This is a genomic window from Micromonospora sp. ATCC 39149, from assembly GCF_000158815.1.
In the GTDB taxonomy this organism is placed as follows: Bacteria; Actinomycetota; Actinomycetes; order Mycobacteriales; family Micromonosporaceae; genus Micromonospora.
In genome coordinates this window covers 269,797-288,923 of record NZ_GG657738.1, presented here as the reverse complement: position 1 = coordinate 288,923, position 19,127 = coordinate 269,797, and the positions used below count along the sequence as shown (strand labels likewise).

Annotated in this window: 19 protein-coding genes; 9 read left to right on the top strand and 10 right to left on the bottom strand. The window is 72.3% G+C overall.

Annotated elements, in window-relative coordinates:
• Nucleotides 1–13 precede the first annotated feature (13 nt).
• The 6 genes from MCAG_RS34250 to MCAG_RS01250 all read right to left on the bottom strand — a co-directional run bounded on the left by MCAG_RS34250 (nucleotide 14) and on the right by MCAG_RS01250 (nucleotide 4,443).
• A complete protein-coding gene (locus MCAG_RS34250) occupies nucleotides 14–163 on the bottom strand; it encodes a hypothetical protein (RefSeq protein WP_232290032.1) in 150 nt (49 codons plus the stop codon).
• A gap of 12 nt (nucleotides 164–175) precedes the next feature.
• Nucleotides 176–970 carry a hypothetical protein gene (locus tag MCAG_RS01270; RefSeq protein ID WP_007071187.1) on the bottom strand — a complete coding sequence of 265 codons (795 nt, stop codon included), beginning with the start codon at nucleotides 968–970 and terminating at the stop codon, nucleotides 176–178.
• A gap of 7 nt (nucleotides 971–977) precedes the next feature.
• Nucleotides 978–1,910, bottom strand: coding sequence for an STM4015 family protein (locus tag MCAG_RS01265; protein ID WP_007071186.1), 933 nt, complete (start codon nucleotides 1,908–1,910; stop codon nucleotides 978–980).
• 248 nt (nucleotides 1,911–2,158) lie between these two features.
• Nucleotides 2,159–2,443 carry a putative quinol monooxygenase gene (locus MCAG_RS01260; protein WP_036371855.1) on the bottom strand — a complete coding sequence of 95 codons (285 nt, stop codon included), beginning with the start codon at nucleotides 2,441–2,443 and terminating at the stop codon, nucleotides 2,159–2,161.
• Between the two features lie 40 nt (nucleotides 2,444–2,483).
• The gene (locus MCAG_RS01255; protein WP_007071184.1) at nucleotides 2,484–3,857 is read right to left on the bottom strand and encodes a hypothetical protein; all 1,374 of its coding nucleotides are present in this window, start codon (nucleotides 3,855–3,857) and stop codon (nucleotides 2,484–2,486) included.
• A 148-nt stretch (nucleotides 3,858–4,005) separates the two neighbouring features.
• Nucleotides 4,006–4,443 (bottom strand): YkvA family protein, encoded by a 438-nt coding sequence (locus MCAG_RS01250; protein ID WP_232290031.1) that lies wholly within the window; start codon nucleotides 4,441–4,443, stop codon nucleotides 4,006–4,008.
• A gap of 249 nt (nucleotides 4,444–4,692) precedes the next feature.
• On the opposite strand from MCAG_RS01250, the gene MCAG_RS01245 reads away from it, so the two are divergent.
• On the top strand, nucleotides 4,693–5,598 hold the full coding sequence (locus MCAG_RS01245; protein WP_007071182.1) for a bile acid:sodium symporter family protein: 906 nt from the start codon (nucleotides 4,693–4,695) through the stop codon (nucleotides 5,596–5,598).
• Nucleotides 5,599–6,185: 587 nt separating this feature from the next.
• Nucleotides 6,186–7,358, top strand: coding sequence for a cellulose binding domain-containing protein (locus MCAG_RS01240; protein WP_036371854.1), 1,173 nt, complete (start codon nucleotides 6,186–6,188; stop codon nucleotides 7,356–7,358).
• Nucleotides 7,359–7,524: 166 nt separating this feature from the next.
• Here MCAG_RS01240 and MCAG_RS01235 read toward each other — a convergent pair whose 3' ends face one another.
• Nucleotides 7,525–9,261, bottom strand: a complete 1,737-nt coding sequence (locus tag MCAG_RS01235) for an aminotransferase class V-fold PLP-dependent enzyme (protein ID WP_036371852.1) — start codon at nucleotides 9,259–9,261, stop codon at nucleotides 7,525–7,527.
• 204 nt (nucleotides 9,262–9,465) lie between these two features.
• On the opposite strand from MCAG_RS01235, the gene MCAG_RS01230 reads away from it, so the two are divergent.
• Nucleotides 9,466–10,248, top strand: coding sequence for an inositol monophosphatase family protein (locus tag MCAG_RS01230; RefSeq protein ID WP_007071179.1), 783 nt, complete (start codon nucleotides 9,466–9,468; stop codon nucleotides 10,246–10,248).
• A gap of 159 nt (nucleotides 10,249–10,407) precedes the next feature.
• Here the strand turns inward: MCAG_RS01230 and MCAG_RS01225 are convergent, their stop codons facing one another.
• Nucleotides 10,408–11,592 carry an acyl-CoA dehydrogenase family protein gene (locus MCAG_RS01225; protein WP_007071177.1) on the bottom strand — a complete coding sequence of 395 codons (1,185 nt, stop codon included), beginning with the start codon at nucleotides 11,590–11,592 and terminating at the stop codon, nucleotides 10,408–10,410.
• A 245-nt stretch (nucleotides 11,593–11,837) separates the two neighbouring features.
• On the opposite strand from MCAG_RS01225, the gene MCAG_RS01220 reads away from it, so the two are divergent.
• Entirely contained in the window at nucleotides 11,838–12,587 is a 750-nt protein-coding gene (locus MCAG_RS01220) for a DUF899 domain-containing protein (protein ID WP_050777812.1), read from the top strand.
• Between the two features lie 114 nt (nucleotides 12,588–12,701).
• On the opposite strand, the gene MCAG_RS01215 is transcribed toward MCAG_RS01220, so the two are convergent.
• Nucleotides 12,702–13,565: a helix-turn-helix transcriptional regulator gene (locus MCAG_RS01215; protein WP_036371849.1), complete on the bottom strand. Its 864-nt coding sequence runs from the start codon at nucleotides 13,563–13,565 to the stop codon at nucleotides 12,702–12,704.
• A 132-nt stretch (nucleotides 13,566–13,697) separates the two neighbouring features.
• The gene (locus MCAG_RS01210; RefSeq protein ID WP_007071175.1) at nucleotides 13,698–14,582 is read right to left on the bottom strand and encodes an alpha/beta fold hydrolase; all 885 of its coding nucleotides are present in this window, start codon (nucleotides 14,580–14,582) and stop codon (nucleotides 13,698–13,700) included.
• A gap of 204 nt (nucleotides 14,583–14,786) precedes the next feature.
• On the opposite strand from MCAG_RS01210, the gene MCAG_RS01205 reads away from it, so the two are divergent.
• The 5 genes from MCAG_RS01205 (at nucleotide 14,787) to MCAG_RS01190 (ending at nucleotide 18,959) form a co-directional block, all read left to right on the top strand.
• On the top strand, nucleotides 14,787–15,125 hold the full coding sequence (locus MCAG_RS01205) for a YciI family protein (RefSeq protein ID WP_036371847.1): 339 nt from the start codon (nucleotides 14,787–14,789) through the stop codon (nucleotides 15,123–15,125).
• Complete coding sequence (locus tag MCAG_RS36025) at nucleotides 15,122–15,859, top strand: RNA polymerase sigma factor (protein WP_369751288.1); 738 nt, start codon at nucleotides 15,122–15,124, stop codon at nucleotides 15,857–15,859. The genes MCAG_RS01205 and MCAG_RS36025 overlap by 4 nt, the downstream gene beginning before the upstream one ends.
• A 103-nt stretch (nucleotides 15,860–15,962) precedes the next feature.
• Nucleotides 15,963–16,391 carry a hypothetical protein gene (locus tag MCAG_RS36020; protein WP_369751287.1) on the top strand — a complete coding sequence of 143 codons (429 nt, stop codon included), beginning with the start codon at nucleotides 15,963–15,965 and terminating at the stop codon, nucleotides 16,389–16,391.
• Between the two features lie 95 nt (nucleotides 16,392–16,486).
• On the top strand, nucleotides 16,487–17,287 hold the full coding sequence (locus MCAG_RS01195) for an SDR family NAD(P)-dependent oxidoreductase (RefSeq protein ID WP_007071172.1): 801 nt from the start codon (nucleotides 16,487–16,489) through the stop codon (nucleotides 17,285–17,287).
• A gap of 208 nt (nucleotides 17,288–17,495) precedes the next feature.
• Nucleotides 17,496–18,959: an MFS transporter gene (locus MCAG_RS01190; protein ID WP_157547792.1), complete on the top strand. Its 1,464-nt coding sequence runs from the start codon at nucleotides 17,496–17,498 to the stop codon at nucleotides 18,957–18,959.
• Nucleotides 18,960–19,127: the final 168 nt, after the last annotated feature.

The following is a 19,127-nucleotide window of genomic DNA, read 5'->3' as shown; positions in this document are numbered from 1 at the left end:
GATCAGGCGCATGTCACTCCGACACCATCGTGTACCGGTACACCTCGTCGCCCTCGATGTAGGGCGTCTGCGGGTCGGACAGGTCTACCGCCACGCCGGCCAGGGTGGCCTGGACCGCCGCGACGACCTCGTCGGTGAGGTAGTGGTGACTCAGGTCCAGCATCGTGAGAATGGGTCAGCGGCTGCCCGACACGAACCAGGGCGAGCGCGCCCCGAAAAATCGAAAAACCCTGCCCAGCGACAGGTCCAGCGTCTCCAGCCGCCGGACCACCGGCGCGGCGGCCAGGGCCTCGGCGAGGTCGTCGGCGATCTGGGCGTTGCACAGCCCGAGCCGGCGCAGCGCGGGGAACCGCTGCCCGGCCAGCAGCGGGGCCAGGTCGTCCACGGTGGTGTCGCCGCCGTACGTGGGGTCGCCGAGCCACAGCTCCAGGTCGGTCAGCGCGGGCAGTTCGGAGTCGAGCACCGCGCGGACGAACTCGGGCCGCAGGCCGCCGCTCTCCACCTCCAGCCGGCTCAGCCGCTCGTGGCGCACGGGCGAGAACCGGAAGTTCTCGCCACCGCGCACCCGCAGCGACTCCAGCCGCGGGTAGGCGACCAGCAGCCGGCTGACGTCGCCCACCCGCATCCAGGAGATCTCGCACTCCTCGCTGACGATGTCGCCGAGGAACAGCGCCGTCAGGTTCGGCAGGCGCGGCGCGGCGGCGCAGAGCTGGTCGATCGGGGCGGGGTTGAACGCCGCGTACCCCCAGGCGCCGACGACGAGGGCCTCCACCGACTCGCCGGTGGCGTCGACGAACCGGTCGAACTTGTCCCGGAAGCCGGGGGAGGGCGCCTCCTCGGTCCTGTTGTCCCAGTCGGGGTAGTCGATCCGCCAGGCGACGGGCCCGTCGACGGTGGGCAGTGGACCGCTGGCGGGGACCTCGACGACGGGGCGGCCGGCGAAGACGTCGGCGTGGCCTAGGACGCTCATGGCCGGCTCACTCCCCGACCGCGGTGAAGCGGTACTCGTGGCCGTTGTAGACGTCGGCCTTCTGCGGCTGCGACAGGTCGACCTCGACGCCGGGCAGGGCGGCGACGACCCGCTCGGCGGCGGCCTCGGACAGGAAGTGGTGGTGCAGGTCGAGGCGGCGCAGGTGGGTCAGCGGCCCGCCAGCCAGCAGCGCCGCCGCGCCGGCGTCGGTGAGCACCCCCTTGGACAGGTCGAGCACCTCGAGCCGGGCGACCACCGGCGCGACGGCGACGGCCACCGCGACCCGGTCGGCTTCCTCGGCGTTGCACACCGCGAGGTGGCGCAGCGCCGGCAGCCGGGTGCCGGCGAGGACCTCGGCGAGGTCGTCCGTGGTCGTGTCGCCGCCGTAGTCGGACCGGCCGAGCCACAGCTCCAGCCGCTCCAGCGCGGGCAGGTCGCAGCCGCCGACCGCGCGGACCACCGTGCCGGGCAGCCCGCCGCTCTGGAAGACCAACTCCCGCAGCCCGGTGTGGCGCACCGGGTCCAGGTGCAGCTGGTCGGCCCCGCGCACATACAGCACCTCCAGCGACGGGTACGCCGCCAGCAGCCCGGTGATGTCACCGTGGGTGAGCCAGGAGACCTCGCACTCCTCGCTGACCATGTCGGCGAGGAAGACCGCCCGCAGCGACGTCCACCGCTGCGCCGCCTCGACGAGCAGATCCACCGGCAGCGCCCGCTCGTACGCCGTACCCCACTCGCCGATCACGAGGGCTCGTACGGCGTCGGCGGGCACCTCGTCGCGCAGGGCCGCGACCAGGGCCGCGAACTCCTCGGGGGCGGCCTCGAAGTCCTCCACCTCCAGCCGCCAGGCGACGGCCGACGGATCGTCGGGCAGGGCCATTCCCGGGGTGAAGGGCAGCACGGGCAGCCCGGCGAACGATGACAGGTGAGAGCGGAACACGCCAACCTCCGGCTCGACTGGTGCAGCGGCGGCGCGACCGTAACAGGCCGTACCGACAAACTGATCACCGGCCGGGCCGACAATCAAAACATCAAGTCGTCAGCGTCAATGTCTTGCGGGCATCCTGCTAAAGGTAGACATCGGCCTGACCACCTGCGTGCAGAACTGCATCTCGGGCGTCCACGTCGGCTACATTCTCGGCTTCGCTACCCGTACCGCTGCGCCCCGTAGGCTCCGCCGGGAGCCCGTCACGGAGCCTCCACGGCAGCGACCCGGTACTTCGCCACGTCCGCCGAGCGGATCGGGGGCAGCTCCAGCTCCGGGCCACCCGCCTCGCGGAACCGCAGCAGGTCCGCTTCGGACTCCCACCGCTCGTAGATGACGACCCGGGCCGGGTCGAGGTCGTCGGCCACTTGCGCGAAGTCGAGGCAACCCGGCGCGGACCGGGCCTGCCGGGCGACGTCGCCCACCGCCGCGAGGTAGCGGTCCCGGTCCGCCGGGTCCAGGAACAGCGATCCCGCGATGATCAACATCTCGTACGTCCTCCCGCCGCCCGCCGCACCGGCGGGCACCTCACCTGACGGCCGTCTCCGCGGCCTCGGCCGCCGCGACCTCCCCGGCGGCCTCCGCGGTCTCCTCGGCCCTCTCGGCGGGCTGGTCCGGGCCCGGCCGGTTCTTCACCACCGGGTACTCGGCGGTCTCCCCGCCACCGGCCGCGGCGGCCATCACGGCGGCGGCGGCCAGGTCGGCCACCCGTTTCGCCTCCCGCTGCACCCGGGCCCGCACGTCCTTGGCGTGCCGCTCGGCCGAGTCGGCCGCGTTGCGCGCCTCCTCCAGCCGGCTCGCCTCGACCGTCAGCTCCTGACGGACCTCGGCGAGGCGCTGCTGCGACTGGTTGACCTCGTGTTCCAGCGCCGCGGCCTCCCGGCGGACCTGGGCGAGCTGCTGCTGGGCGCTGTCCAGCTCGGCGTGTAGCTGCGTCAACGCCTGCCGCTGGCTGCCGACCTCCTGCTGCACGGCGGTGAGCTGCTCCTGATTCGCGGTCGCCTGCTCGTCGGCGCGCTTGCGCACCTCCGTCGAGTACTGCTGCGCCTCGGCGATCAGCGTGGCGATCTTCTCCTCGGCGGCGGTGAGCTGCCCGGACACGTCCCGCTCGGCCGCCGCCCGGTGCTCGGCCAGCTCCTGCTCGGCCGCCGCCCGCCGCTCGTTGATCTCCCGCTCCACGTTGACCCGCCACTGGGCCAGCTCCTGCTGGCTCTGCGCGCGCGCCGCCTGGACCTCCTGCTGGATCTGGGTGCGGGCGGCCTTGGTCAGCGCCTCGGCCGCGGCCCGCGCCTGCTCCACCTGCTGGGCGGTCAGCTCGTTGACTCGCTTCGCCTCCTGCTGGGCCTGCTCGTGCGCGGCCTCGCCGTCGGCCCGAAGCTGCTCCACCAACTCCTGGACGTCCGCGAGCTGCGCCTCCGCCGCCGAGCGCCGCTCCTCGTACGCCTTCTCCTGCTCGGCGCGCCGCGCCGACAGCTCCGCCTCCAGGTCGTTCAGGGCCCGGGCGGCGTGCTCCCGTGCCTCCACCAGGATCCGCTCCGCCTCGGCCTGTAGGTCACCGGCCCGCTGCGCGGCGGTCTCGGTGATCACCCCCGCCTGCTTCTCGGCCAGGGCAAGGATCTGGTCGACCATCGGCCCCAGGTCCCGGAACGACGCCCGGTCCACCTGCGCCGGCCGCTGGCGCAGCTCGGACACCTCGGCCTGTAGCGATTGGAACTGGAGGGTCAGGTTGCGTAGCTGGTGCTGCGCCCGGTCCCGCTCGGCGGTCAGCGCCGAGGCCGCGGCGTCGACCTGCTCGACGTACCGGTCGACCTGCCGTTTGTCGTAGCCGCGCAGCGCCTGCTCGAAGGTCGGCCGCCCGTTCGGCTCGTTGCGTACCGCGAAGGTTTCCCCGCCGTGGGACATCCGGCATCCTCCGTAGAGTCGGACCTATCCGAGAGCCGGCGGTGCGGCCGCCGGGCGTGATGGGGCGCAACGTTACCGGCGTTGCCTCCCGCCGAACACCCCACCCCACCCCGCCCAGGCCCGGTGTCGCTGGGCGGGCCGCGACCGTTTACGAGACATCCCTGGGCTGGCGGCGACCGAGGAGTCGCTCGATGAGACGGGGTTCGCCTGGCCAGGCGGCCAGCAGGACATCCCGGGGAACCTGGCGACCGGCGTAACGCAGGGCGAGCGCCACCACGACGATGTCGTCGAGGGGGCCGATGACGGGCAGGAACTCGGGGATGAGGTCGACGGGGCTGACCACCCAGAGCCCGGCGACCAGGACGGCGATCCTCGCCCGGCGGGGCACCCGGGGATCATTGCGGAGCCGGCGGATCGTGGTGACACAGTCCGGGATGAAGGCGGCGAGGTCTCGCAGGATGCCGGGCGGCAGCCGGCGAGCCAACAGAATCAGCAGCGCCCACGAGGCGAAAAGCAGCACGACCGCGCCGGCCAGGGGAATGGCCCAGTCGCGCGGATGTAGTTCCTGGTCGAGTACGGCGTGCACGATTTGGTAACACTGGCACAGTTGTCGAGGACTTGGGCAGGCGGGGGGTGAGGACCTGCAGGGGCGCGACCAGGCCCGGGAGGGCCCGCTCATGCTCCGTCGGCCGTACCATATGCCGTTTTAACCGGTCCTGGTCCATGGTGCAGCTGGCGCCGATAAGGGCCCCGCATAGGGCAATCGTCGAGAACCGGGGTGCCCTCCGGCGGTGTGAGACTCATGGATCTCTTACCACCGGAAGGCGGAGTCATCATGAGTAACGACACCGTGCTCATACTTTTCCCCATCGCCGTCGCCATCGTCATGCTCGGGCTCGGACTCACGCTGACCCTTGAGGACTTCCGCCGGGTGGTGCGATACCCCAAGGCGATGGTGGTCTGCCTGGTCTCCCAGATGCTGATCCTGCCCGTGATCTGCCTGGGCCTGGTCGTCGCGTTCGACCTGCGACCGGAACTGGCGGTCGGCATGATGCTGCTCGCCGCCTCGCCGGGTGGCAGCACGGCCAGCCTCTACAGCCACCTGTTCAAGGGTGACCTGGCGCTCAACATCTCGCTGACCGCGGTCAACTCGGTGCTCGCGCTGTTCACGCTGCCGGTCATCGTGAACCTGTCGGTGGCGAACTTCGTCGGCTCGGACAGCTCGATCGGCCTCCAGTTCGACAAGGTGATCCAGGTGTTCGCCCTCGTCCTCATCCCGATCGCCATCGGCATGGCAGTCCGCGCGAAGTTCACCAACGCCGCCATGCGCATGGAGCGCGCCGTGAAGGTCCTCTCGGTGGTGGTGCTGATCCTGATGATCTCCAGCGTCATCGCCGGCCTCGGCGATGAGGTGTTCGACATCCTCGGCGAGATCATCCTCGTGGTCGTGGCGTTCAACCTGATCAGCATGGCGATCGGCTACTTCGGTCCCCGGCTGCTGCGCGTCGGCGAGCGGGAGTCGATCGCCTCGGCGTTCGAGATCGGCCTGCACAACGCCAGCCTGGCCATCACCATCGGGATGAGCCCGACGCTGCTCGACAACTCCACGATGGCGATGCCGTCGGTGACGTACGGCTTCGTCATGTTCTTCACCGCCGCTGTCTTCGGCGTCATCGTCTCCCGTCGCGTACGCGCGGGGACCGCCGCCGGCGACTTCTCGGCGGCCCCGAGCCGGGTGTGACCCTGGCCCGCGCCGGGTCCGCACGCGGTCGGATCCGGCGCGGCTGTGGTCGGCTCGCGGCGACGGGGCGGTTGGGCGTTGACGCGGGTAGCCGGGACGCGGGTAGCCGGGACGCGAGTTGGCGGCGTTGACTGCTGCCGGAGGGCTGTCGTAACGTCCAAGCGGCACGTGTCGATGGCTTGCGGGATGTCCGGGCTGGCGCCGCATCCACTTGGCGATTCCGGGCAGGTCGCCACCCCGTGGCCGCGCCCGCCGGCGTCGACCCGGGTGCGCGGCGGCAGGGCGCAAGGTCGCCTCTCCCGGCGGCGACCGGGCCCCACGCGCAACGACCCCTCGCGCCCGACCGTGAACGTGAACACCCACCCCCACCACCCCCGTCCCACCCGCTCCCGCGACACCACACCCCGGCACCCCACCGCTCGCCTCCCGCCTCCCACCCCGCAACCCGCCTCGGCGACCTTGCAGTTCGGGCCCTCGGGCTGGTCAGTTCCACTTGTCGGGGCCACAACTGCAAGATCGGCGAGGTGGTGGGCGGCGGGGGAGTGGTTGGGGGCGGGTAGGTGGGTGGCGCATCGAAGGAGAGCATCATGGCGAATCGAAAGCGGCTCGTCCTGCTTGCCGTCACGACGGCCGCGACGGTCACCGTCGCCGCCGCCGGGGTGGCCGTGGCCCAGGCGGTGGCAGCCGGCTGCGCCGTACGCTACGCGGTCTCGTCGCAGTGGTCGGGTGGCTTCAACGCCGACGTCACCGTCACCAACCTGGGCGATCCGGTGACCTCGTGGCGGCTCACCTGGACCTACGCCTCCGGCCAGCAGGTGACGCAGGCGTGGAACGCCACCGTGACCCAGAGCGGCGCTCAGGTGACCGCGGCCAACGTCGCGTACAACGGCGCGATCGCCACCGACGGCACCACCGGCTTCGGCTTCACCGGCTCGTGGAGCGGAGCCAACCCCGTGCCCACCACGTTCGCGCTCAACGGGGTGACCTGCAACGGCCCGATCACCCCCACGACGCCTCCTCCCACGACTCCGCCCCGCACGACTCCACCGCCGGTCGGCGACTACCCGCCGAGCGGCCGGCTGTGCAACAGCAGCGACGTGATCGACATCGGTAAGTACTGGATCCCCAACAACCAGTGGGGCGCCGGCACCGGCTCGGGCAGCCAGTGCATCTGGACCAACGGCGGGTCCGGCGACCGCATCTCGTGGGGCACCAGCTACAACTGGAGCGGCCAGGCGAGTACCGTCAAGTCGTTCGCGGCGGCCATCCTCGGCTGGCACTGGGGCTGGCGGCGGCAGAACACCGGACTGCCGGTGCAACTGTCGGCCAACCGCAACGTCAACACCAGCTGGCAGTTCAGCGTCACGCAGAGCGGCACCGTCAACCAGAACGTCGCCTACGACTGCTGGCTGCACCCGATGGCCAACCCGGGCTCGTCCGACCAGCCCACCGACGAGCTGATGATCTGGCTGTACCGCTCCAACGCGTCGCCGGCCGGCAGCCGCCAGGGCACCGTCACCATCGCCGGCACCACCTGGGAGATCTGGCGCGGCTACGTCGGCACCTGGAACGTCTACTCGTACGTGCGGACCACCAACACCACCAGCGCGAACCTCAACATCCGCGACTTCACCAACGACCTGGTCTCCCGGGGCTGGATGAGCAACTCGAAGTACCTGACCAGCGTCCAGGCGGGACCGGAGATCTTCACCGGCAACGGTCAGGTCACCACCGGTTCCTACTCGGTCACCATCAACTGACGCCGGCCCGCACCCCGGCCGTCGGCCCCGTCCGCGCCCCCTCGGTGTGACGGAACCGACGGCCGGCTCGCGCGGACCCGCCGGCAGGTCATCCGGCCCGGCGGCGGACCCGGTCATCCGGCCCGGCGGCGGACCCGGTCATCCGGCCCGGCGGCGGACCCGCCGGTCATGCGGCCGCCCCGGCGGGCGGTGACGGCGGTGCGTCCAGGGGTGCCGTGCAGGCCGGCGGGAGGTGGAACCAGCGCAGCGCCTCGACGCCGGGCGGCAGGCCGGTCGGACCCTCGTCGACGCGGTCCTCCCGGCCCGCGAGGATCTCCCGTGCCTCACTCAGGTACCCGGCGAGGGCGTCCTCGCCGGCCCACTTGCGCTGGCCGGTGGGCATCGGTCCGCCGACCAGCAGGGAGCCCAGGTCGGCCAGGCGCAGCGATTGCCCCGGGCCACGGCGGTGGTGCCACAGGCCGCTGCGGGCGTCGAAGCGGTAGTCGGGCAGCAGGCGATGCCCGCGGCGGGCGACCAGATCGACCGCGTCGATCAGGTAGTCGGCGACCAGGTCGGAGATGAAGTAGCTGAAGGTGATCCGGGCCCAACCGGGTTTGATTCCCTCACAGCCGAGGTCGATCTCGTCCCGGAACGCGTGGGAGCGCTCTTCGTCGATCGCCAGCAGGCGGTGCCCGTAGGGCCCCGCGCAGGAGCATCCCCCTCGGGCCTGGATGCCGAACAGGTCGTTGAGCAGCGCGACGACGAAGTTGTGGTGCAGGTGGCGGGCGCCGTGGCTGATCTGCACCGACACGATGGGCAGCCGCCGGGCCCGGGCGTTGCCGAGGACCTCGATCCCCGGGTTCCCCGACCAGCGGCGCAGCGCCCGCGACCACAGTCGCTCCTCGCGGGCCTGGATGACGTCGGTGCCGACGGCCTGCTTGAGGGCGAACACCAGCCCCGCCCGGATCGACTCGACGATCGCCGGTGTGCCTCCCTCCTCCCGGGCGATCGGATCGGCGAGATACCGGTGCCCGACCGGGTCGACGAACGCCACCGTGCCGCCGCCCGGGACCGTCGGGACCCGGTTGCGGACCAGGTCCCGGCGCACCACCAGGACGCCGGGCGTCTGCGGGCCGCCGACGAACTTGTGCGGGGACAGGAACACCGCGTCCTTGCCGTCCGCGGCTCCCGGCTTCGACTCACCCATCCGGATCGGCACGTACGGGCCGGCGGCGGCGTAGTCCCAGCACGACAGCGCTCCGTGTGCGTGCAGCAGCGCGGCGATCGCGTCGGCGTCGGAGAGGATGCCGGTGACGTTGGAGGCGGCGGAGAAGCTGCCGATCCGCAGCGGTCGGTCCGCGTACCGGACCAGCCGCGCGGCCAACTCGGCCCGGTCGATGTGCCCGTCGGCGTCGGCGCCGATGACGACCACGTCGGCGTACGTCTCCCGCCACGGCAACTCGTTGGAGTGGTGCTCGTAGGGACCCACGAACACCACGGGCCGCTGCTGCGGCGGGATGCGGTCCAGCAGGCCGTGGCGTCGCGTCGGCCCGTCGGGCAACCGCAGTTCGAGGATCCCGATCAGCTTGTCGATTGCCGCCGTGGCCCCCGAACCGCAGAAGATCACCGCATGGTCGTCGGTGCCGCCGACGGCGCCGTGGACGATCCGCCGGGCATCCTCGCGCAGCCGCCCCGTCGCCCGGCCGGTGGCGGAGCTCTCGGTGTGGGTGTTGGCGTAGCGGGGCAGCACCCAGTCCCGGACGGTCTCCTCCACGAAGTCCAGGGCCCGGCCCGAGGCGGTGTAGTCGGCGTAGGTTATCCGGCGCGGCCCGTAGGGGCCGTCCAGCACCTCACCCTCGCCGATGACCCCGTCGCGGATCCGCGCCAGCAGCCGGTCCACCCTGGACGTGCCCGCCGTACCCATGTCGCACTGCCTCCCCGTGGCGATGGCGTCGGGGCGGGGCGACGGCGCATGGGCGAGCGTCGGTGTCCCGATCGCCGCCCCCAGTGTGCCCGAGCCGGCCAACGGCTCCGCTCCCGCCCCGGGCCGGCGCATCGCGACTGGTGCCCTCGCCCGCGCGGGTGCGACGATCTCGGCCGTCCCTGCCGACGACACGAGGAGAGCGCGATGGTCACCGGTGCGGAACTGGACGACTGCCGGCGGGTCGCCGAGGAGGCGGCACGCCTCGGTGGCCGGGAGCTGCTGCGGCGCTTCGGCGATCACGGCCGGGTCGACTACAAGACGGCCTCCACCGATCTGGTGAGCGAGGCGGACCGGGCCAGCGAGGCGCGCATCGTCGAGTTGCTGCGCGCCCGCCGGCCCGGCGACGGCATCGTCGCTGAGGAGGGCAGTGACCACGTCGGCCACTCCGGCCTGCGCTGGGTGCTCGACCCCCTCGACGGCACCGTGAACTACGTCTCGGGGATGCCGTTCTGGTGCGTCAGCGTGGCCTGCGAGGAGGAGACGCCGGACGGCTGGCGACCCGCCGTCGGGGTGGTCCACGACCCGGTGCACGACGAGACGTTCCGCGGCGTCCGGGGCCGGGGCGCGTTTCTCAACGACGTGCCGCTGGCCCGGCCCGCCGGTGCCAAGCTCGACGAGGTCATCCTCGCCGCCGGGTACGCCTACGACGTCGCCCACCGCAGGGTCCAGGCGGCCGTGGTCACCGACCTGGCCGGCGACGTGCGCGGGGTGCGGATGCTCGGCTCCACCGCGCTGGCCCTGGCCTGGATCGCGGCTGGCCGCTGCGACGCGTACGTCGAGGACCGCACCTTCCGCTGGGACTGGGCGGCCGGGCTGGTGATCGCCGTCGAGGCCGGTGCCGCCGTCGAGGTGAGCGGCAGCCGGGTGCTCGCCGCCCCGCCAGAGCTGATCGACGGGTTGCGTCCCCGGGTCGCCGCGCTGGGCTGACCAGCCCCGGCAGGGCCCGAGGTGCCGGCGGCGCAGAAGCGTCGGCGGCGCGGACGTGCGACGGTCCCCCCGGCGAGGGGGGTGCGCCGGGCGGCCCGTCACGTGCGGGAAGGTCGGAAGAACCGTGGCGGAAGGCTCAGAGGAGCCGTACGGGAGGGCTCAGAAGAACATGGTGTTCGGGCCCAGGCCGCAGACGACCCGGCCGTACAGCTCGGTGTTGGTGTCGGGGTTGATCAGCCCGTGCAGGCTCATCGCGTTGACGTCCCGGGCGATGCGCTGGATCGGCACGTCGCGGTAGATGGACGTGCCGCCGCTGGCGGAGGCGAAGATGTCTACCGCCTCCTTGGCCAGCCGGGTCGCCCAGCCGTGGTCGGCGCGGACCCGGGCCCGCTCCTCCAGGCTCCACTCGGCGCCGCTGGCCGCCTTCGAGTCGACAATGTCGGCGGCGTGGTACGCGTGGAACTCGGCCTGGTCGATCTTCATGAGCGCGGTGCCGACCTTCAGGTGCGTGATCGGGGCCTCGCTCTGGTTCTCGTACTCGGTGTAGGTGATCTTCCGGCCGGGCAGCCGGTCGAAGAACTCGTCGCGGGCGGCCTTGGCCACGCCGACGGCCGCGCCCACGCCGGACGCCGCCGCATTCAGCGCCGCCGGGGTCTGCCAGACGGGGGAGTCGGCGTTGCCCTGCGACAGGCCCTGCGGGATCATCGCCGCGCTCATCGGGATGATGTGGCTGGTCGGGACGAACAGGTCCCGGGCGACGGTGGTGACGCTGCCGGTGGCGCTCAGGCCGGTGGTGTACCAGTCGTCGACGATCTCCAGGCTACCGATCGGCGCCAGCGCCATGATCGGCTCCGGCTCGGCGTCGGGGCGCAGCACGACCACCGCGATCTCCTGCCACTGGGCGTGGTGGGCCCCGCTGATGAAGTGCCAGCTACCGTTGACGACGATGCCACCGTCGGTGGGCACGGCCGTGCCGCCGACGCTGTTGGTGCCGCACACCCGGGCGTTGGGCACGCCGAACACCTCGTCCTGGGCCTCGTCGGGGAACAGGCCGGCGAGCCAGGTGGGGATCCACAGCACGGAGGTGACCCAGGCGGTGCTGGCGTCGCCCCGGCCCAACTCGGTGGCGACCGCCACGAGCGTGCGGGCGTCCACCTCGTACCCGCCGTAGCGGCGGGGTGTGCGGAGCTTGAACAGCCCCGCCTCCTCGATCGCGGCTACGGTCTCGTCGTGGAGGCGACGGTTCTCCTCCTGCCACGCCGCGTGCTTGCGGAGCAGCGGGACGAGATCCGCCGCCCGCTGGACCAGTTCCTCGCGGGTGGGTGCTTCGGTGGTCGTGGGCACGTGTCCTCCTCAACGGGCGACCGGATCGACCGGGGTCGTGTCGGCCAGGCATCCCCGACGCTGTCACACCGCGCGTTCCGTGGCCTCTTCCGGATTGCCCGGTGTCCTTCCGGACTGGGGGTGGAAGCCGGATCCCGGGCGGTGGAAGGGCACGAGCGGAGAAGTCGGCAGGCCGGGGCCGTGCCAGGCTCGCAGGTGTCGCCCGGCCCTTTCCCGGCCCGGCGGCGACCGTGGAGGGAGAAACGATGAGTTTTCCGCAGATCGTCTCGCGCGAGGAGTGGACCGCCGCCCGGGAGAAGCTCCTCGAGGAGGAGAAGGCGCTGACCCGGGCCCGCGACCAGCTCAGCGCCGCCCGCCGGGCCATGCCCGTCGTGCCGGTGGAGAAGGAGTACGTGTTCGACTCGCCCGCCGGTCGGGTGACGTTGCTCGACCTGTTCCAGGGGCGTCGTCAGCTGCTCGTGCGGCACTTCATGTTCGCCCCGGAGGCGAAGGAGGGCTGCGTCGGCTGCTCGATGCAGGCCGACAACGTCGGGAACCTGTCGCACATGCACGCGCGGGACACCTCGTTCGTGATGATCGCCCGGGCCCCGCTGGAGAAGATCGAACAGTTCAAGGCCCGGATGGGCTGGAGCCACATCCCGTGGGTTTCGTCGTACGGCAGCGACTTCAACTACGACTTCAACGTCACCATGGAGAAGGGCGAACTGCCGGCGGTCAGCTCGTTCATCCGCGACGGCGAGAAGATCTTCCACGCCAGCTCGGTGTTCGACCGGGGCGGCGAGGTGTTCATCAACACCTACAACTACCTCGATGTCACCCCGCTGGGCCGGCAGGAGGAGGGGCTGGCGCACCCGTGGGACTGGTGGCGGCACCACGACCGCTACGACTCCGACGAGGCCGCCAACCCGGGTGAGAACTGGTGGACCGGGGTGAACAAGTTCCGGGTGCGCCACGAGGGCGCGGCTGCGCAGGCGGCGGAGGCCGGGACGAAGTGACGCCGGCGCGGTGGGGCGCGGAGGCGCTCCACCCGCTGGGGCGGCCGGTTCCCGGCCGGGCGGCGCGGGCCGTCTGCCGGGAGCCGGCCGTCGCCGTGTGTGCGGGTGGTCGGCTCAGTGGACGGCGACGCTGTGTCGGGGGGCCGGCGCCGGGGTGGTGGCGCGCCGGGGGATACCGCCGAGCATCCGCAGCGCCGCCGCCGACGGTGAGCCGGCTTCGACGGTGAAGGTCACCAGCATCAGGTCCGGGGTTTCCTCGAGCCGCAACGTGTGCTGGTTGACCGTCAGCGCGCCGACCACCGGGTGCGCCATGTCGTATTCCATCGTCTCGCAGGTGCTGACCGGGTGCTCGGCCCACATGGCGGCGAACTCCGGGCTACGCGACAGCAGTTCGTCGACCAGCCCGACGACCCGTCGGTCGCTGCGGTAGCGGCCCACGGCCATCCGCAGGTAGGCCACCACCGAGCGGGCCTTGCCCGGCCAGTCGGCGTACAGCTCGCGTGTTCGGGGGTCGAGGAACACCGCCTGGCTCATGTTGGGGGCCTCGTCGAGGTGCCAGGCGAGCAGCGCGTGGCCCAGCGGGTTCCAGGCGTGCACGTCGGTCGCGGCGTCGAGCACCATCGCCGGCACGTCGGGCATCATCGCGAGCATCTGCCGCAGGGCCGGCGGCGCGGCGTTGGCCCGGGTGCCCCGCTCGGCCGCCGCCCGGCCGGGGCGGGCCAGCACGAACAAATGCGTTCGCTCGTCGCCGTCGAGTTGCAGCGCCCGGGCGACAGCGTCGAGCACCTCGTCGGACACGTTGTGCGCTTGGCCCTGCTCCAGCCGGGTGTAGTAGGAGACGCTCACCCCGGCGAGCTGGGCCAACTCCTCGCGGCGCAGCCCCGTGACCCGCCGGCGCTCGCCGTAGCGGGTCAGGCCGGCGTCCTGCGGACGGATGACGCCGCGTCGAGATCGGAGGAACTCGCCCAGCGGATTCATGCGAGTCAGTATGGCGGATCAGCATGACACTGTCAGTGGTACCCACGGTGGAAGTACCAACGGTTTCCGGCCGGGCGGGGGCGGGGTCCGCCGTGCCCGGCCGGAGCCGGTCGAGTGTCCTGATCGGACCGATCAGGCCGTCTCGGCCAGGAAGCGCAGGATGTGGGCGTTGGTGATGTCCGGCTCCTCGGTGAGCGGGACGTGCCGCGAGTTGGGAACCAGCGCGCCGGCCGAGCCCTTCGGCAGGGCCTCGACGATCCGGGCGAGCCTCTCCTCGTTCATCGCGAAGGCGACGTCCTCGACCCCGAAGATGTTCAGCGTCGGCTGGGTCGGCAGGGGCCCCCACAGCGCGGCCTGCTCGGCCGCCCAGTCCGGGGTGCCGAACGTCGCCGCCGGGAAGTTGGTGCGGTACATGCCGAGGGCGGCGCGCAGGTTCTCCGGCTTGCCGAGGGCGGCCCGGATGGCGGCCAGGTCCTGGGTGACGTCGTAGCCGTCGCGGGAGTACTTGTGCAGCATGAACTCCAGGAAGGCCAGGTCGTTGGCGGCGACCAGCTCGTCGGCGGCGGCCATCTGGAAGAACCAGAAGTGGGCCTGGATGTTGATGCCCCGGGGGTCGAGCAGGTACTCGCCGAAGAACTGGAACGGCGGCACGTCGCAGGCGACCAGCCGTGACCACCGCTGCGGCTGCTGCACCACGGCGGCCCACGCGACGGCGGCCCCGAAGTCGTGCCCGATCAGCACCGCGCGCTCGTCGCCGCCGAGGACCTCGTGCAGGGCGTTGGCGTCGGCCACCATGTCGCGGATGTGCTCGCGGCCCGGCGGCGGGACGGAGCTGGGGGCGAAGCCACGGGTCCACGGGGTCACGACCCGGTATCCGGCGTCGGCCAGCACCGGCGCCAGGTGCCGGAACGAGTCGGGGGTGAACGGGAAGCCGTGCAACAGCAGGGCCAGGGGACCCTCGCCCAGCTCACGGTATGCGATGTCGACACCGTTGACGGTGACCTGTGATTGACGCATGGGATGCCTCCTCGGCGGGCATGGATTCATCCAAGACTGGCCGAGTGGGCCGCACCCCGCTTCTTCGTGCTTGCTGCCGTTACCACACCTCGACGCCGCGCGGGCGGCATCGACCGGGTTGTCCCTCGATTCGGTGAAAGGCCGGGTGGTCGTGTCTGTCCCGGCCCCCTCGTCGTTGTAATGCGCGGACCTGGGAGGCAGACCGTGGAGTACGCACTGGTGATCTTTCACGACGAGGCCGGGGAGCTGAGCCCGGCGGAGATCGATGAGCACCCCCGGCACCGGGCCTGGCTGGACGAGGTGCGCCGGCGGGGGGCGTTCGCGGGCGGGCAGCGGCTGCGGCCCGGCCGCGCCGGCCGGACGGTGCGCGCCCGGGCCGGGGGCACGCTAATCACCGACGGGCCGTTCATCGAGACCCGGGAGCAGGTGGGCGGGTTCGTCCTGCTGCGCTGCGCGGACCTCGACGAGGCGACCGAACTCGCCGCCCTGCACCCCTTCGCCGAGCTGGGCGCCATCGAGGTGCGGCCGGTCTGGACCCGGTGACCTTCGCCGTCGACGCCGCCGTGGCCGGCGCGTTCCGCCGGGAGTACCACCAGCTCGTCGGCGGCCTGGTCGGCCTCACCCGGGACCGGAGCCTGGCCGAGGACTGCGTGCAGGACGCGTTCGCCGCCGCGTTGGAGCGCTGGCGCGGCGAGGGCGTGCCGCGCCGGCCCGGGGCCTGGCTGACCACGGTGGCGCGCAACCGGGCCGTCGACCGGCTGCGGCACGAGACGGTGGCCGCCGCCCGGCTGCGCGAGGCCGTGGCCACCCTCCCGGCGTACGACGACGCCCCGCCGGTGCCGCCGCTGATTCGTGACGCCCAGCTCCGGCTGATCTTCACCTGTTGCCATCCCGCGTTGTCGCTGCCGTCGCAGGTCGCGCTGACCCTGCGTACCGTCGTGGGGCTTGCCCCGGCGGAGATCGCCCGCGCCCTGCTGGTCCCGCAGGGGACCCTCGCTCAGCGGTTGGTGCGGGCCCGGCGCGGCGTCCGCGACGCCGGCCTGTGTGGCGAGCTGCCGCCCGCGGCGGAGCTGCCCGGCCGGGCCACGGCGGTGCGCGCGGTGCTGTACCTGCTGTTCACCGAGGGGTACGCCGCCACGGCCGGCGCGGACCTGTTGCGGCGCGGGCTGTGCACGGAGGCCGTGCGGCTGGTCCGGTGGCTGGTCCGGCTACTGCCCGACGACCCGGAGACGCTCGGGCTGCTCGCGCTGATGCTGCTGCACGAAGGCCCGGCTTGACGGCCCGCCACCGAACGCCACGGCGACCTGGTGCCGTTGGAAGAGGCAAGGATCCACGTCACTGGGATTCGGGGGCCGGGTCCCCGAAGGGGGGTGGACCTGCTTGGAGCGGGCGCTGCGCCACGGGCGGCCGGGCCCGTACCAGGTGCAGGCGGCGATCGCGGCCTGCCACGCCACCGCGCCGGACGCGGCGCGAACCGACTGGGCCCAGATCGCCGGGCTCTACGCCGAGCTGGCCGAGCTGGTGCCGTCGGCCGTGGTGCGGCTCAACCGGGCGGTGGCGGTCGGGATGGCGTACGGGCCGCAGCGGGGCCTGGCGCTGCTGGAGCAGGTGGAACGCTCGGGTGACCTGGCCGGCCACCATCTCGTCCCGGCAGTACGCGCCGACCTGCTGCGCCGGCTGGGCCGGCGGGGGGAGGCGGCCGGGGCGTACCGGCGTGCGCTGGAATTCGCCGGCAACGACGCCGAACGCCGGTACCTGTGGGACCGGCTGGCGGAGGTCACTGGCAACTCGGCGGATCAAGCCAAATAAATCGGCAGGAAATGTATATTTCCCCGGGGGTCGCCCGTCGGTCTGACGAACCCGGTCCGGCACCGCCGGACCAGCCCATGACGAGGGGATCAGACATGTTGCTGGAGAACAGGACGGCGATCGTCTACGGCGCCGCGGGCGTGCTCGGCAGCGCGGTGTCGCGCGCCTACGCCCGGGAGGGCGCCACCGTGTATTTGGCCGGCCGCCACCTCGACCGGGTCGAGGTGCTCGCCAAGGAAATCGTCGCCGAGGGGGGCCGGGCGTACGCCCACCAGGTCGACGCGCTCGACCAGGGGTCGGTCGACGCGCACGCGGCGCTGGTCACCGAGCGGGCCGGGGGCATCGACGTGTCGTTCAACGCCGTCGGCCTGGACCACGTGCAGGGCGTCCCGCTGCGCGAGCTGAGCCTGGACGACTTCCTGATGCCGATGAACACCTTCGTCCGCACCCAGTTCCTCACCGCCGCGGCGGCGGCCCGGCGGATGGTGGAGCAGCGCAGCGGGGTCATCGTCGTCCTGTCGACGTCCGCCGCGCGGGCGCCGATGCCCTCGGGCGGCTTCGGCGTGGCCTGCGCCGGCATCGAGTCGCTCGCCCGGGAGCTGGCCGGCGAGGTGGGCCCGTTCGGGGTGCGGGTGGTCTGCCTGCGCCCAGACGCGATCCCGGAGAGCGTGCAGCACGGCTCGTACGTGCGCGAGACGTGGCGGCGCGCGGCCGAGGCGAACGGGGCGACGCTGGAGGACATGCTGGCCGCCAAGCCGGGCCTGCCGAACCCGCTGCTGGGCCGGGCGGTGACCCTGGCCGACGTGGCCGGCACCGCCGTGTACCTCGCCTCGGACCTGTCCAGCGGCCTCACCGGCTCGATCACCACCGTCGGGTGCGGAGTCCTCGTCGACTGATCGGTCGCCGGCCGCCCCGGCGGACACCGTCCCCGGGGCGGCCGGCACCCCGCGCGGTACCACGTGAGAAATAGAGCAAGGTCGAAGAGTGCCGGGACGGGGTAGCGTGGAACGGGGCCCGCACAGCGGGTGCGGAGGGTGCCACTGCCAGTGGTACGCATGGCAGGGAGATGGGTAGCGGAGCCGCGGCTGCCTAGTGTCCGTGGTCATGGCGGAGAACCAGAGCACGTCGGAGCAGCTCAGCTCCGCGCAGAAACTTGCCCTATTCGTACTGCTCGGCGCGCAGTTCATGCTGTCGGTCGACTTCTCCATCCTCAACGTGGCGCTGCCCCAGATGGGGGAGGGCGTCGGCCTGTCGCTGGCCGACCTGCCGTGGGTGGCCAGCGCGTACGCGCTGCCCGCGGCCGGCTTCACGCTCCTGTTCGGCCGGATCGCCGACCTGTTCGGCCGGCGACGGCTGTTCCTGACGGGTATCGGGCTGCTCACCGTGGCCTCGCTGCTCGGCGGCTTCGCGACGAACGCGGCGATGCTGCTCAGCGCCCGCGTGTTGCAGGGCTTCGCCAACGCGATCGCCATCCCGGCCGCGATGGCGCTGCTGATCACGACCGTCGCCGACGAGCGGGCCCGGGCCCGGGTGCTCGGCCTCAACGGCGCGCTGCTCTCCGGTGGCTTCACCGTCGGCGCACTGGTCGGCGGCAGCCTGGTCAGCGCCCTGGACTGGCGTTGGGCGTTCTGGATCAACGTGCCGGTGGCGGTCGCCATCATGGTGCTGACCCCGCTGGTGATCAAGGAGAGCGTCCGCCCGGCCGGCGTCAAGCTCGACGTGCCCGGCGCGGTCACGGTCACCGCCGGCCTGCTGGCCCTGGTCTACGGCGTGAGCATGCAGAGCTGGATCGCCCTCGTCGTCGGCGCGGTGCTCATCGCGGCCTTCTGGTTCGTCGAGCTGCGGGCCAAGGCTCCCCTGGTCTCGCTCACCCTGCTCAACCGGCCGAACATCAAGTGGGGCAACTACGGCGGCATCGTCGCCTTCGTGATGGCCAGCGGCGTCAACTTCGGCCTCACCCTCTACATGCAGGACGTGCTCAAGCTGGCGCCGTTCACCACCGGTCTGGTGTTCGGCGTGCCGGGCCTGGTGGCCGTCGTCGCCGGCGTCGTCGCCGGCCGCATGATCGGCCGGTACGGCTACCGCAACGTGCTCGCCGTAGGCCTGTTGGTGCAGGGCCTGACCACCGTCCCGCTGCTGCTGACCGGCACGTCGACCACCCCGAGCCTGGCGGTGATCGTGCCGTCGCTGTTCCTGATGTACTTCGGGCACGTCACGGCCGTCGTCGCCTACACGGTGACCGCCACCTCCGGTCTGGAGGACTCGCAGCAGGGCCTGGCGACCGGTCTGGCCACCCTGGCCCAGCAGATCGCGGTCACCATCGGCATTCCGATCTTCGGGGCGCTCGTCGCCACCCGCACCGACGTGCTGGACGGCGTCCACTTCGCCATGCAGGTGCAGGTCGTCGTGATCCTGGTGTCCGTGGCGCTGATCTGGATCGGCCTGCGCGACCGGGTCGTCCCGGCCGGGCCGGCCGCAGCCGAGCGGCAGGAGCCGGTGCCGACCGCCGAGGCGCAGCAGCCCGCCCCGGTGCCGGTGTCGCGCAACGTCAGCGAGAACACCGTCTAGGCCTCCGTAGTCTTTCCCGAGCGCGGTGTACGGAGCGTCGGTCCACCCCCCTGGGCGCTCCGTACACCGCATGTTCGCGCCACGGATCTCGATGAGCTTGTCGAGCACTGGGCGTTGCTGGATGTCGAGCGGGAGTTGATCGCGCGCGGGCCGACCCGGCTCGGGTTC

Excerpts from the sequence above, each read along its gene's own strand:
- MCAG_RS34250 (WP_232290032.1), bottom strand. The coding sequence starts at position 163 with ATGCTGGACCTGAGTCACCACTACCTCACCGACGAGGTCGTCGCGGCG.
- MCAG_RS01270 (WP_007071187.1), bottom strand. The coding sequence starts at position 970 with ATGAGCGTCCTAGGCCACGCCGACGTCTTCGCCGGCCGCCCCGTCGTC.
- MCAG_RS01260 (WP_036371855.1), bottom strand. The coding sequence starts at position 2,443 with ATGTTGATCATCGCGGGATCGCTGTTCCTGGACCCGGCGGACCGGGAC.
- MCAG_RS01255 (WP_007071184.1), bottom strand. The coding sequence starts at position 3,857 with ATGTCCCACGGCGGGGAAACCTTCGCGGTACGCAACGAGCCGAACGGG.
- MCAG_RS01245 (WP_007071182.1), top strand. The coding sequence starts at position 4,693 with ATGAGTAACGACACCGTGCTCATACTTTTCCCCATCGCCGTCGCCATC.
- MCAG_RS01240 (WP_036371854.1), top strand. The coding sequence starts at position 6,186 with ATGGCGAATCGAAAGCGGCTCGTCCTGCTTGCCGTCACGACGGCCGCG.
- MCAG_RS01235 (WP_036371852.1), bottom strand. The coding sequence starts at position 9,261 with ATGGGTACGGCGGGCACGTCCAGGGTGGACCGGCTGCTGGCGCGGATC.
- MCAG_RS01230 (WP_007071179.1), top strand. The coding sequence starts at position 9,466 with ATGGTCACCGGTGCGGAACTGGACGACTGCCGGCGGGTCGCCGAGGAG.
- MCAG_RS01220 (WP_050777812.1), top strand. The coding sequence starts at position 11,838 with ATGAGTTTTCCGCAGATCGTCTCGCGCGAGGAGTGGACCGCCGCCCGG.
- MCAG_RS01215 (WP_036371849.1), bottom strand. The coding sequence starts at position 13,565 with ATGAATCCGCTGGGCGAGTTCCTCCGATCTCGACGCGGCGTCATCCGT.
- MCAG_RS01210 (WP_007071175.1), bottom strand. The coding sequence starts at position 14,582 with ATGCGTCAATCACAGGTCACCGTCAACGGTGTCGACATCGCATACCGT.
- MCAG_RS01195 (WP_007071172.1), top strand. The coding sequence starts at position 16,487 with ATGTTGCTGGAGAACAGGACGGCGATCGTCTACGGCGCCGCGGGCGTG.
- MCAG_RS01190 (WP_157547792.1), top strand. The coding sequence starts at position 17,496 with ATGGCGGAGAACCAGAGCACGTCGGAGCAGCTCAGCTCCGCGCAGAAA.